This is a genomic window from Clostridium sp. AF22-10 (assembly GCF_003478725.1).
Lineage (GTDB): Bacteria > Bacillota > Clostridia > Lachnospirales > Lachnospiraceae > Otoolea > Otoolea fessa.
Genome location: NZ_QUFZ01000008.1, coordinates 126,569 through 138,936 on the forward strand (window position 1 = coordinate 126,569; position 12,368 = coordinate 138,936).

Annotated in this window: 12 protein-coding genes and 1 pseudogene; 2 read left to right on the forward strand and 11 right to left on the reverse strand. The window is 49.8% G+C overall.

The genetic code is table 11. The features are described 5' to 3' along the window. Positions 1-8: 8 nt before the first annotated feature. The 3 genes from DWX91_RS07895 to DWX91_RS07905 all read right to left on the reverse strand — a co-directional run bounded on the left by DWX91_RS07895 (position 9) and on the right by DWX91_RS07905 (position 2,466). Positions 9-263, reverse strand: a complete 255-nt coding sequence (locus tag DWX91_RS07895) for a hypothetical protein (protein ID WP_022358865.1) — start codon at positions 261-263, stop codon at positions 9-11. A 91-nt stretch (positions 264-354) separates the two neighbouring features. Further along, a complete protein-coding gene (locus DWX91_RS07900; protein ID WP_118482014.1) occupies positions 355-972 on the reverse strand; it encodes a hypothetical protein in 618 nt (205 codons plus the stop codon). Positions 973-1,044: 72 nt separating this feature from the next. Beyond that, on the reverse strand, positions 1,045-2,466 hold the full coding sequence (locus DWX91_RS07905) for a serine/threonine protein kinase (RefSeq protein WP_118472514.1): 1,422 nt from the start codon (positions 2,464-2,466) through the stop codon (positions 1,045-1,047). A 323-nt stretch (positions 2,467-2,789) separates the two neighbouring features. Between DWX91_RS07905 and DWX91_RS07910 the strand changes: the two genes are divergently transcribed. Both DWX91_RS07910 and DWX91_RS07915 read left to right on the forward strand, forming a co-directional pair. After that, positions 2,790-3,539 (forward strand): adaptor protein MecA, encoded by a 750-nt coding sequence (locus DWX91_RS07910; RefSeq protein WP_107001812.1) that lies wholly within the window; start codon positions 2,790-2,792, stop codon positions 3,537-3,539. A 139-nt stretch (positions 3,540-3,678) separates the two neighbouring features. Beyond that, positions 3,679-3,849 (forward strand): DUF362 domain-containing protein, encoded by a 171-nt coding sequence (locus DWX91_RS07915; RefSeq protein ID WP_107001811.1) that lies wholly within the window; start codon positions 3,679-3,681, stop codon positions 3,847-3,849. 83 nt (positions 3,850-3,932) lie between these two features. Here DWX91_RS07915 and DWX91_RS07920 read toward each other — a convergent pair whose 3' ends face one another. The 8 genes and pseudogenes from DWX91_RS07920 to bioB all read right to left on the reverse strand — a co-directional run bounded on the left by DWX91_RS07920 (position 3,933) and on the right by bioB (position 12,188). Next, positions 3,933-4,655 carry a helix-turn-helix domain-containing protein gene (locus DWX91_RS07920; protein WP_107001810.1) on the reverse strand — a complete coding sequence of 241 codons (723 nt, stop codon included), beginning with the start codon at positions 4,653-4,655 and terminating at the stop codon, positions 3,933-3,935. A gap of 207 nt (positions 4,656-4,862) precedes the next feature. After that, a complete protein-coding gene (locus tag DWX91_RS07925; RefSeq protein ID WP_118472513.1) occupies positions 4,863-5,354 on the reverse strand; it encodes a GNAT family N-acetyltransferase in 492 nt (163 codons plus the stop codon). Positions 5,355-5,392: 38 nt separating this feature from the next. Further along, positions 5,393-6,723: pseudogene (gene dnaB / locus DWX91_RS07930) on the reverse strand (replicative DNA helicase). Positions 6,724-6,739: 16 nt separating this feature from the next. Further along, the gene (gene rplI / locus DWX91_RS07935) at positions 6,740-7,186 is read right to left on the reverse strand and encodes a 50S ribosomal protein L9 (protein WP_022358874.1); all 447 of its coding nucleotides are present in this window, start codon (positions 7,184-7,186) and stop codon (positions 6,740-6,742) included. Positions 7,187-7,188: 2 nt separating this feature from the next. After that, complete coding sequence (locus tag DWX91_RS07940) at positions 7,189-9,237, reverse strand: DHH family phosphoesterase (protein WP_118538622.1); 2,049 nt, start codon at positions 9,235-9,237, stop codon at positions 7,189-7,191. Positions 9,238-9,707: 470 nt separating this feature from the next. After that, on the reverse strand, positions 9,708-10,322 hold the full coding sequence (locus tag DWX91_RS07945) for an AAA family ATPase (RefSeq protein ID WP_117796743.1): 615 nt from the start codon (positions 10,320-10,322) through the stop codon (positions 9,708-9,710). 318 nt (positions 10,323-10,640) lie between these two features. Then, positions 10,641-11,216 (reverse strand): biotin transporter BioY, encoded by a 576-nt coding sequence (locus DWX91_RS07950; protein ID WP_107001806.1) that lies wholly within the window; start codon positions 11,214-11,216, stop codon positions 10,641-10,643. An 18-nt stretch (positions 11,217-11,234) separates the two neighbouring features. Next, positions 11,235-12,188, reverse strand: a complete 954-nt coding sequence (gene bioB, locus DWX91_RS07955; RefSeq protein WP_118472511.1) for a biotin synthase BioB — start codon at positions 12,186-12,188, stop codon at positions 11,235-11,237. Positions 12,189-12,368: the final 180 nt, after the last annotated feature.

Here is a 12,368-nt window from a genome sequence, read left to right on the forward strand (position 1 = left end):
CTCTCTTATCACCGGTTGTAAACCCGGTCAAAATGTATCTCTGTCAGCACTCCTGTCTCCGCTCCGACGTAATCAGCCATATAAAACGAGCCGTCCTCCCGGAACTCACACAGCTTCCTGTATTCTTCTGGCCTGCACTCCCTCCCATCAATTAAAATCTGGATTCCTTTGCTTTTATATCGCTGTAATCCCTCGACAAATATTCTCTGCTGTTCCCTACGCCTCCTCTCTGCCTCTTCTTTTTTACTTTTTCTCACTACCATTCCACACCTTCTCCATTCCGCGAAAACAGCCCCTTTTAACTTTTGACCTTTCGGAGATAATCGGTAATTTATAACCCCAGGTCTGCCTCGCTTATCGTAGGAATTTTCCAAAAAAAGTCATGGACTCTCCCGTAACCATCAATGCGTTCTTCTGCAGTGGGATTCGCCGGATCCGGATATCCAGATATTGCTCTGCCATTTTTACAGCTTCCTCTTCTCCAAATGAGACGAAATACTCACACCATTTTTTCCATTTTTGCTTTTCTGCTGCCAATGCCGCAAAATCTGCCAGCTGCCATCCGCTGACCGAACCGACCAGAAAACAGCGGCTGCATCGAAAAAAGGCATCCTGATTCTTCTGTGTCAAGGCTCCGAAGTCGATCACCATCGCCTCCATCCCCCTTTCCGAACAATCGTACCATTCTGCACGTTCAGCCTTTTGATAGAAAAAAATTCCCCTAATTTCAAACGGCTGTCCTGCCCCGTCTATAACCGGTTTTTCCCTTCTTTTTCCCGTCCGGAATATCTTTTCAAGCTGTGCAAATGAGCCGCTCTCATTTTGTTCCAGAACCGCCGTTCGCCGGCACAGAACCCCGGACAGATATGCTGCCGTCATAAGCGAAAAGTGTGTCACCCCAACCGATGGTCCGCTCCCGGCTATCCCGATACATTCCAGGCGTTCTGTCCCGGCCTGCTTTGTGTCTGGCACTGGTTTTTGCCTGAATTTTCGCCCCACTTTTGAGCCTTCGCCCCGTTTTCCGATTCTAATCTGTATTTCCTCCTATTTCCACTGCCACGGGAATCCACCCATAAAGCGCTCCCACCTTCGCCGGATGTTCCGCCAGAGTCCCCCTTCTTTTGCTGCCTGTCTGGTCCCCCGTCCTTTTTTGAGAGCTGCCTCCCGGAAAATCCTTTCAAAAAATTCTGTCTCCTCCGCTGCCTCATTTTCCTGCCCCCGCCTTCCGCCTGCATCGAACGGCGGGGTTAAAAACGGAAGCCGCAGATACCTAAGATGCCGGACCTCCTCCGGAAGATAATCCCGCCCGCATTTTCTGTGATTTAATAAAATCTGGAGTCCCTCTTCTGCTCCCAGAAACCGGATCGCCCGCAGAGAATCTTCTTTCTCCCACGGCTGCAATCCACAGACGAAAAGAATCAAATCATACTCCCCCTCCAGAACCGTCTGGAGCTCGGTTCCGCAGTCATCTAAAATCACTTCAAACACCGGCTGTTCCAGCTGCACCACATCGCTGTATCTAGGTTTCAACGCCAGACCGTCCATGTAATAAATTCCATGTTCATCCGGCGCCAGCCCATACCAGGATGCCAGCCTGCGGACTGCCCCCGTGTCATTCTGCTCCCTGTAAAGGCAGGAAACTCCTTTCTGCCGCAGATATCGGACCGCGCCAAGTGCGGTATGTGTAACCCCGATTCCGCTCCGGCTGCCTGCTGCGGCAATCCTGAGAAGTGGTATATGACGTTCTGCAAATATGCGCGCCTCCAGTTTTTCCAATGCCTCTAACACTTCACGGACACTCTGGCAGCGCTCTTTTTTCTCTATTCTGAGACATCGCCCCATAAGAATGTACAGATCTCCCCGACAGCTTCCCTGTCCTGCTTTTATCTCCCCCTCTGGGGCATGCCCTGTCCCCATATAGTACAGGAGGGCGCCAATGGCATAGATGTCGGTCCTCTCATCCAGAGTCCCTCCCTCGTACTGTTCGGGGGCTGCAAAGCCTTTTGTTCCATAGCAAACAGATCGTTCCTGGCTCAAAGACGCCAATGCCGCCTGATCAAAATCAATCAATTTTAATTGTTCCCGGCAGATTAGAAGATTCCCGGGGTGGAGATCTAAATATAAGATTGGATTTGGTTTGAATGAATGCAGATAATTCATGATCCGGCAAAGCTCAATTCCCAGACGGATAAGCTCTCCCGTTTGCAGACTGCCCGTTCTCTCAATTCGGGCATACAACGACTCACCGCACAGATATTCCTCGATGAGATAATAATAATTTTCGTCAATTTCCAGATCGTAGATGATCGGGATTCCCGGATGGCGCAGCCGCTTCAAAAGCGCTGCTTCCTGAATGAAACCGCTCTCTGTCCGCCTGACACGCTTAATCGCTCTCTCTTCATCAAGCCCCAGATGCCTGGCTAAAAAAACAGTTCCGCTCCGACCGCGTCCGATCACACGTTCCAGCTGGTATTTTCCAAATAGAACGGCTGCTTCCGTACCGCGCCTCCTTTCGGTCTATACCACCTCTCAAGATTCATTGTATACGATCCCCTCGGTTCCCGCAACCGTTTTTAGAAAGATTTTATGCTTTTTTTTCATATTCAAATTGCCAAGTGATTATATTATATAGTATGATGAATACCAAGGTTCCAAAGTCCAAAACATGAGTAAGCAGCCTTTTTCCGCAGAAAAATGAGCGGCTTACGAATGTCTTGCAAAATTGCGGAAGTGCGAAGCACGAAGCATTCGGTATCTTAACCACCCAAAAGACAAGGAAGTGAAAATCCATGAAAATAGAACGCATCAACGAAAACCAGATCCGCTGCACCCTGACAAGCAGCGATCTGAGCGCCCGCAACTTAAATCTGGGCGAACTCGCCTATGGCACGGAAAAGGCGAAAAAACTGTTCCATGAAATGATCCAGAAGGCATCGAATGAAGTCGGCTTCGAGGCGGACGATATTCCTCTGATGGTGGAAGCAATTCCGCTCTCCAGTGAGAGCATCATGCTGATCATTACCAAGATCGAGGACCCGGAAGAGCTGGACACCCGCTTTTCACGCTTTTCCCCGGGAAACGAGGACGAGCCTCTGACAGCGCTTGCCAACGAGCTTTTAGAGGGCGCGGACGGGCTTTTAAGCCTATTTACTGACAATGGCAAAAATACCGCCGCAAGCCCGCTGACCGGTTCGGACGCGCCTTCCACTGAAAATGCAGAGCCAGGTTCCAAACTGCCGGCAGCGCGTATTTTTACTTTCGGCTCCCTCGACGAGGTCTGCCGGGCAGCGCGCATCGCAGCTCCAGTCTGCGAAACACCGAACACGCTTTATAAACACCCGTCCGATGGTCGTTACTACCTTGTTGTCCGCCAGACAGCCGACAGCACCGACGCATTCAACCGCCTGTGCAATCTCCTGTCCGAGTACAGCGAACCATTAAAGACTGCCGCTGCCCCGAATGCATTTGAGGCATACTATGAGGAGCATTATGAGACGATCGTCCGGGAGCACGCGCTCTCAACGCTCTCGACCCTGTAGGAATACTGACTTCCAGAAAAATCGGTTTTTTCCATTGCTTTTATTTTAGAACATGAAAACCATCAATTTCTCCTTGAATATTTCGCATTTTTAGTATAGAATATAGCCAAACGCATAAATATAAAAGGAGGATTTTATCATGGCATTTGTAATTACTGATTCTTGTGTAAGTTGTGGTTCCTGTGCTGGCGAATGTCCAGTTGGAGCAATCTCTCAGGGAGATGGCAAATACGATATCGACGCTAACAGCTGCATCGACTGCGGTACATGTGCAGGCGTATGTCCGACCGGCGCTATCGAGCAGGGCTAATTAAACACAAACAAAAACGAAATATCTACATAAAAAAGCCTGTCGTTTCCGACAGGTTTTTTTATGCCCTTTTGCAGAACTTATCACATCTTATTCCCATTCCGTCCAAATTTCTTTTTCTTTACACGGGACCGGAAAAATGGAAACCGCCCTGGCGCAGCCGCTGCTGCTTCCGCTCGCCCCTGGTTTTCCCGCTGATACGCGCGGATGACCTCGTCGAGGCGCTTGAAGCGCTCTTCCTCCCGCTCATCAGAGACCCGCATCAGGTATTCCAGCTCCTTCATCAATTTATCATGCACCAGATAGCTAACATCCTGGCTCAGTTTTTCACTGTTTTCCTCGATCGCGCGCCCGATGACCTGGTTCATGATCTCCTGAAACTGGCGCATTTTCTCCCCCGCCAGAGGCTGGGAAACCTCTGCCTGCGGCAGTTCTGTTTCCTTGTTTTCTACCTCTGTATTTTTTTTCATTTCCATATTTTCCTGCCTGCTCATGTTACGCTCTCCTGTTCCCGTTTCCCGGAAAACCGCCTGTGCCTGCGCTTCCAAAAGCGCTTCCGGTTCTGTTTTCTGATTTTCTTCCACTTTTCCGAGGATTCCCCGTATGGCTTTCAACTGGTACCCCTGTTCCTTCAACTGCTTGATCTGACGGAACAGCTGGATATGAAACTCCGTATAGTACCGATGCCCCAGTTCATTTCTCGGAATCGGAAGCCCCAGCTCGTCCTCCCAGTACCGGAGCACGTGAGCCTCCACCTGCACCTGTCTGGAAGCATCCGAAATCAGGTAATGCTTGTTCTTATTCATTCTGCTTGTCCTCCCCGGTACCTTACTACTACTATATGCGGGGTTCAAACTAAATATGAATAGCATTTACATAAAAAACCAGTTCCGGAACTCCTTCTCCATCGATCGGAACGATTACCATATCGTAGCTAAATGCCATCTCGCTGACGGTAGAAGGCGAATGAATGACATAAATAAAAAGAGGGGATTAAATTTCCCCTCTCCATTCTATAGCTTCTTCTCAAAGCACCAGTAATCATGCCCCTGCAGCACATACTCGCCAACCTTTACAAATGTCAGCTTCTGGTACGAACGCAGTGCTTTCACGTTGTCCTTTGCCACCAGCATATGGGCGCTCCTGCAGCCGCGCTTTTTAAGCTCCTCCATCGCACCTGCCAGAAGCTCCCGCGCGATCCCGCGGTTCTGATACTTCTCCGCCACACCCAGTCTGGAAATCTCCGCCGACGGCTGCAGCTCCTTTGACCAGCACGGAATTGACTCTACCTCCGGATCATCATCGATCGAAACCACCCCCGCGATCTCTCCTGACGCATCATCCCGGATGCAGAACAGCGAATTTCTTGAAACATCCGACTGCAGCTCCGGCTCCCCCGGATAGGCATCCGTCCACGCGCAGAACTCCGTTCCCGCTAACGCGCGATAAAAATGGCGAACTGTATCTAAATCCGCCACATCTGATTTCTGTATTAATTCAAGCATCTTCCATTCCTTTTCTCCAGTCCCGTCCCCCAGCGACCCTATTTCGCCAAATTCGCAAACTTCGTCAGCTCCGGTCTCCACATCAGCTGCACCGTTCCTATCGGACCATTACGCTGTTTGGCAATGATTACCTCCGCGATATTCGGCGTATCCGTATCCTTGTTGTAATAATCATCACGGTACAAAAACATAACCACATCGGCATCCTGCTCAATCGCACCAGACTCACGCAGATCCGAAAGCATCGGGCGATGGTCCGGACGTGTCTCGCAGGCACGGGAAAGCTGCGACAGGGAGATAACCGGCGCATTCAGCTCTCGCGCCAGCGCCTTTAGTGAACGGGAAATCTCCGAGATCTCCTGCTGGCGGTTCTCTCCGCTCTTTCCGCTGCCGCTCATCAGCTGTAAATAGTCGATAATGACAAGGCTTAAACCGTACTCCAGCTTCACCTTGCGGCATTTCGAGCGCAGCTCCGAGATCGAGATACCCGGCGTATCATCGATGATCAGCTTGGAACTTCCGATCGTACCGATGCCTTCCACGACGGCATCCCAGTCGGAATCCGTCAGCGTACCGGTACGCAGCTTCTGGGAATCGACATTCGACTCCATCGACAGCATACGGTTGACCAGCTGTTCCTTCGACATTTCCAGGCTGAATACCATGCACGGAAGCCCTTTTTTGACCGCCACATGCTCGACGACATTCAGAACAAACGCCGTCTTACCCATCGAGGACGCGCCGCAATCAAAATAAAATCGGACGGCTGGAATCCCGACGTCCGGTAATCCAGATCGATAAATCCGGTCGGAATACCCGTGACGGTGCTGTTGCTCTTCGACGCCGCCTCAATCTTTTCCAGAACATTCAACGCCACCTGGCGGATCGGCACAAACTCTCCGCCTCCGCGGCTCTGAAGCAGGTCAAACACCGATTTCTCCGTGTGCGCCAGAATATCCTCCAGCTTGTCCCTTCCGCCGTAACAGAGGTTTTCAATCTCCTCATTCACTTTTATCAAACGGCGCAGGACTGCCTTTTCCCGCACGATATTGGCATACGATTTGACATTGACCGAGGTCGGCACAGATGTCATGATATCCCGGACAAAGTCCAGGCTGCTGACCTCCGGCGGAACATCTTTTTCGCGCAGCCGATTTTGAAGCGTCACCAGATCGACCGGCTTTCCTTCATTGAAAAGCTCGACCATCGACTCAAACATGACGCCGTACTGGTGCTGGTAAAAATCGGCGCCTGTGATAATCTCAGACGCCGCGATAATTGCTTCCCGATCCATAAGCATGGATCCGATGACTGACTGTTCCGCCTCTACACTGTGCGGGAGAACCCGCTTTATCAGGGCTTCATCCATGATTCAGTCCTCCATATTAAGCTTCTACAACCTTTACTGCCAGTTTTCCGGTTACTTCTTTGTGAAGCTTGATCGGAACTTCGTGTGTGCCAAAGGTCTTAATCGGCTCCGGCAGAACCAGTTTCTTCTTGTCAATATCCAGATTTAACTGATCTTTGATCGCCTTTGCAATCTCCTTGGAAGAAACAGAGCCGAATGCTTTTCCGCCCTCGCCTGCCTTGATGGACAGGGTGATGGACTTATCCTCCAGATGTTTTGCCAGATCCTTCGCTGCTGCCAGGTGCTCTGCCGCGATCTTCGCCTCATTTGCCTTCTGCAGCTTCAGATCATTTAAGTTCTTCGGTGTTGCCTCGATTCCCAGTTTCTTTGTCAGAATAAAGTTGCGTCCATAGCCGTCGCTTACCTTTACAATCTGACCTTTTTTGCCAAGTGCCTTTACATCCTCTAATAATACAACTTCCATCGTTATATTTCTCCTTTCTCCATCATATCCGTAATGAGATCTTTTAATTTCTCTCTAGCTTCATCGATCGTCGCACCCTTAAGCTGTGCACCCGCAATCGTGCGGTGTCCGCCGCCGCCCAAGCGCTCCATGATAATCTGCACGTTGATCTCATCGATCGAACGCGCGCTGAAATAGATCGTGTCGCCCATCTGCGTCAGGATAAATGACGCCTTGATGCCTACAATATCCAGCAGCTCATTTGCCGCCTGTGCACCAACCACGGTAGGACTTTCAAGTCCTTCGGACGGACACACGGAAATCGCAAATGCGCCGTGATAAATCTCTGCTTTCTGGATCGCCTCAGCTCTCGCCCGGTAGTCCTCCAGCCGGTCGCGGAACAGCTTTCTCACACGCACGACATCCGCGCCGTTTCTACGCAGGAACGCCGCCGCCTCAAAGGTGCGGACGCCTGCCTGGTTCATGAAATTGTTTGTGTCAATCACGATACCGGCGTACATCGCATCCGCCTCCGCCGGCTTGATCTTGATGCCGTCGTCGCCGATATACTGCAATACCTCGGCTACCATCTCACACGCCGAAGACGCATACGGCTCGACATAAGATAACACCGCATTGTCGATGATCTCGCTGCTCTGGCGGTGATGGTCGAGCACCACGATGGTTTTGATCTGCTTGAGCAGTTCCGGTGCCTCCGTGATACTCGGGCGGTTGACATCAACCACAACTAACATCGTGTTGGAATCCGCCCACTCCGCCGCTTCCTCGCCGGTTAAGAACAGATCCTCCGGGTAATCAGAGCTGTTTTCAAACCGCGCCATCATCGGTTTCACGGAAGAATTGACCCCATTGATGACGATCCGCGCCTTTTTATTAAAAGAGGTCGCAATCCGCCAGATACCAATCGCCGCGCCAAAAGAGTCCGTATCGCCGATCTTGTGCCCCATGATCAGCATCTTATCCTTCGTATCCATCAGCTCGCGCATCGCATGCGCTTTGACACGTGCCTTGACGCGGGTCGTTTTTTCCAGCTGCTGCGATTTGCCGCCGTAGTAGCGGATCTTCGTGCCATCCTTGACGACCGCCTGATCGCCGCCGCGTCCCAGCGCCATATCAATCGCCGTTCTCGCATACTCATAGTTGCGGATGTAGCTGTCGCCGTTCATACCCATGCCGATACTCAGCGTGACAGCCATATCATTTCCGATATTAACCGTCTTGACATCCTCCAGAATCGAAAAGCGGCTCTCCTGAATCTCTTTCGTGTACTGCTGCTTGATCACAAACAGGTACTTGTCATTTTCCAGCTTCTTGACGATACCTTCCATCGCTGTGAAATACTTCGTAATTTTCCGGTCAATCAGGGCAACCAGCAGGGAACGGCGTACCTCCTCGACACTCTCCAGCGCCTCATCGTAGTTGTCGAGATAGATAAGTCCCGCCACCAGACGCTGGTTGTTGATCTGCTGCTTGCAGCGCAGGATCTCCGTCTCATCGCAGAGATAGAGCACTAAAAGCATCTCGCCGCTATCCTCGTCCACCGCACCGAGCTTCATACCTTCCGTCTCGCTCAGCGCCACCTGCTGGATATCGATCCGGTAAAATCTGCCGTCAAACGAAGAATGAACGCTCGTTTTTTCGTCCATCTCATCCAAAAATTCCCGCGTCAATTCCGGAAAGACCGCTGCGATATTCTTACGGCAGTTTTTATCTTCCCCGACGATCTCCGAAAAGGAGTGGTTCAACCAGAGGAAATGTCCCTCTGTGTCCGCAATGGCATACGGCACCGCCATTTCATAGAGGAGCTGTTTCTGCACCCACGCATACTCTGCCGAAAACTCCACCAATCCGCCCATCAGACGTTTTCTCCGGTACATGAACAGCCAGAGTGCCACCAGCACATACATAACCGTAAATCCGGACATCACAAGACCGGCAGCCGGGCTCACAATCCCAACTGCCAGATTTGCCGCCAACAGGAAGACTGACAGTATAATCGGCCACTGCAGATACGTCCGCAGCTGACCCCGTATTTTCATATTTTCCTTCATCTCATTCTCCCGTGCATAAAATGTTGCTGTCCATGTGCCGATTTTCAAAACACCTGCCATGAGCAGTAACGATAAAGCAACCAAAATGACTTGATGCCCCTTATTATAGCATAGTGAGGGGGATTCGTCCAGACAATCCCCCATTGACAAACCAGAGCCGCCGTGCTAGTTATTGTGCACGCATACGTGCCCAGTAACCTGCGCTCGTATATCTTTTACAAAATGCTTTATATGCTTTAGTCTCGGCTATAAAGTTGGTCGAGCTAGTAATAAGACACAAAAATAACCGCCCCGGTCCTGCAAACTTGAGCGGTTATTTTTAACTTATCATTTAAGGGTCCAACCGTCTATCGGTGAGATCCTTTATATATAGATAACATAACTACAAAAAATTTCAATCATCTTCTTTGCATCTGTTATCTTAGATATCCTCATATCGACTGCATGAAACTATAAATGCCACTCTTCTTTTACTTCACCGCCTGGCAAATCAACTCCACGCACCTCTCAATTCCCAAATCTCCACTGTTCAGCATCAGATCATAGTTTTCTCTGTCGCCCCAGCGCTGATTCGTATAGTTTTCATAGTAGATCCGGCGGCGTTTGTCGGTCTGGTGCATAAATTCATCAATATGCTCTTCCAGATCCCCGTACTCATCAATCGCGCGGCGAAGCCGGATATCACGATCCGCATAAACAAAGACACGCAGTACATCCGGACGGCTTTTCAGAATATAATCAGCACATCTGCCGATGAATACGCAGCTTCCGCGCTTTGCCGCCTCCTCGATCGCCTTCTTCTGCGCCACATAGATCTGCTCTGTCAATGGCAGTTCACTGAGCTTCGGCTCCTTCGGATAGGAAAGTCCATACAAAGTTCCCATCGCGAAATTGTAAAGCAGGCTATTTGTCAAGCGCTGCTCACGATCCGCAATAATTTCCGCTGGAAAACCGATCTCCTTCGCAGCAGCATCGATCAATTCCTTATCATAAAATTCCATTCCCAGTTTTTTAGCGGCTGTCAGACCAATCTGACGACCTCCGCTTCCATATTCACGACTGATAGTGATAATCTTTTTCTCCATACAACTGCCTCCTCCCTGTTCCTCCGGGGACTCCCTCTTTTTCTGTCTTTAGTATAACATATGCCTCAAAATTGTTCAAGTTTAGTCGCATATCCTTCTTATTTTTCTGCATCTTATTCCATATATGTAATTATTTCTGTTTTCTTTTGCTTTTATTTTTCTCTTTTCTTCTTACTTTCTATAAAATTTCAACTAACTTCTTCGTTTCATTCACAAAAAAGATGGGTGAAAGCGTTTTATGTATTCCACTTTCACCATCTGGCCTTCATTTTAAATTATCATTTTATCTAAACTGTCGTTTTTACAGCCAAACGCTTTTTAGTCTCCTAACCGGTAAATTTCCCGGCGCAGCTTCGGTCCGATCAAAGCTGTGAAAATGATTTTGACTGCATCGCCCGGCAGATACGGGATAACGCCCACACCCAGTCCGGCTACAAAGGTCATGTTAAGCTGACCTGCCAGCCATACCGTTCCGAAAATATAGCAAATTGCCAGTCCCAATACCATGCCTACGATATGCAGGGCTACTTTGCCCGGAAAATGATCTACGAAAAATCCAACAATCAGCGCCATCAGGATAAATCCGACGAGATAGCCGCCGGTCGGTCCTGCCAGTTTACCGACTCCTGCCGTAAATCCGGAAAATACCGGAATGCCCACCATGCCAAGCAGCATATAAATCAGGTAACTGATCGTGCAAGCTTTCATTCCCAGCACATATGCCGCCAGATAAATAGCAAGATTTGTAAAGGAAATCGGAACCGGGCTGAATGGAAGCGGAATCGAGAGCGGTCCCAGAATACAGGTTACCGCCGTCATCACGCCAATCAGCGCCATCCGTTTAGTTGTAAAGTAAGGTCTGTGCTCCGCTTCTGCAGAAAGTATTTTACTCATGATATGAATGCTCCTTTTTTATAATGTGAAACCCATCGCCGCCAGCATCTCCTGGTCCTCGCTGATGCGGTTTCCGGAGGTTGTCAGCATATCTCCGGTGATGGCTGCATTCGCGCCGGAGCGGAATGCCCGTTCGCCGGAATGTTCCATTGAATTTCGTCCTGCTGCCAAACGGACCATCGCAGTCGGATTGATATAGCGGAAAATAGCAATCGTCCGCAGGATCTCATCCTCCGAAAGCGCTGCCTGATGTTCCAGCGGCGTGCCCGGAATCGGACGCAGGATATTGAGCGGAATTGACTTGATTCCAAGCTCGCTCAGCGTGATTGCCATGTCGATCCGGTCTTCCCAGGTTTCTCCCATGCCGATGATACCGCCGGAACAAACGGAAAGTCCTGCCGCCTGCGCACGCCGGATGACCTCCAGCTTGTCCTCAAATGTATGTGTGGTACAGATATTCGGGAAATTTCTCCGGGAAGTCTCAATATTAGCATGATACCGTCCCACGCCCGCCTCTTTCAGGCGGTTGAAATCTTCCTGTGACAGAAGTCCGTGGGAGGCGCAGAGCTCTACCTTACATTCCTTCTTCATAGCGCGGTATGCCCGAAGCGCCTTCTCCATCTCCGCTCCCGTCAGCGCACGTCCCGCCGTCACGATGGAGTAACGATGTACCTTCTTCGCCTCATGACGCTTGCAGTCCTCCAGAATCTCCTCTGGCTCCAGAAATGGATATTCTTCCACCTTCGCATGATGACAGGCTGACTGCGCGCAAAACTTGCAGTCCTCGCCGCAGCGTCCGCTTCGTCCATTAATGATAGAACACAGATCCACATGGTTGCCGCAGAGCTCCTTTCGGATTTTATCAGCCCCCGCACAGAGCTCATCCAGATCCTCACTCAATAAAAAGCTTAAATCCTCGCCCCGTTTCAGACGGCGTCCTTTTATAATATCTTCTGCCAGTTGTAAACTCATATCTTCTACTCCTTATCAAAATCAAAACACTTTTTCTCTAGTTATCCTTCGGTCAAATTCAAAAATATCCCATTTTTCTCATTTAGCTAACTTTCGCTATTATAAACCGTTGATTTTTAAATGTCAACATGACAAATTGATATAGTTTACATTCTGGCATCTGCTAAATCCAAAAAACCT

What these genes read in the sequence shown, in the direction of transcription:
- DWX91_RS07895 (WP_022358865.1), bottom strand. Translation starts at nt 263, where the DNA reads ATGGTAGTGAGAAAAAGTAAAAAAGAAGAGGCAGAGAGGAGGCGTAGG.
- DWX91_RS07950 (WP_107001806.1), bottom strand. Translation starts at nt 11,216, where the DNA reads ATGAGTAAAATACTTTCTGCAGAAGCGGAGCACAGACCTTACTTTACA.
- DWX91_RS07945 (WP_117796743.1), bottom strand. Translation starts at nt 10,322, where the DNA reads ATGGAGAAAAAGATTATCACTATCAGTCGTGAATATGGAAGCGGAGGT.
- bioB (WP_118472511.1), bottom strand. Translation starts at nt 12,188, where the DNA reads ATGAGTTTACAACTGGCAGAAGATATTATAAAAGGACGCCGTCTGAAA.
- DWX91_RS07910 (WP_107001812.1), top strand. Translation starts at nt 2,790, where the DNA reads ATGAAAATAGAACGCATCAACGAAAACCAGATCCGCTGCACCCTGACA.
- DWX91_RS07925 (WP_118472513.1), bottom strand. Translation starts at nt 5,354, where the DNA reads ATGCTTGAATTAATACAGAAATCAGATGTGGCGGATTTAGATACAGTT.
- DWX91_RS07920 (WP_107001810.1), bottom strand. Translation starts at nt 4,655, where the DNA reads ATGAATAAGAACAAGCATTACCTGATTTCGGATGCTTCCAGACAGGTG.
- DWX91_RS07940 (WP_118538622.1), bottom strand. Translation starts at nt 9,237, where the DNA reads ATGAAGGAAAATATGAAAATACGGGGTCAGCTGCGGACGTATCTGCAG.
- rplI (WP_022358874.1), bottom strand. Translation starts at nt 7,186, where the DNA reads ATGGAAGTTGTATTATTAGAGGATGTAAAGGCACTTGGCAAAAAAGGT.
- DWX91_RS07915 (WP_107001811.1), top strand. Translation starts at nt 3,679, where the DNA reads ATGGCATTTGTAATTACTGATTCTTGTGTAAGTTGTGGTTCCTGTGCT.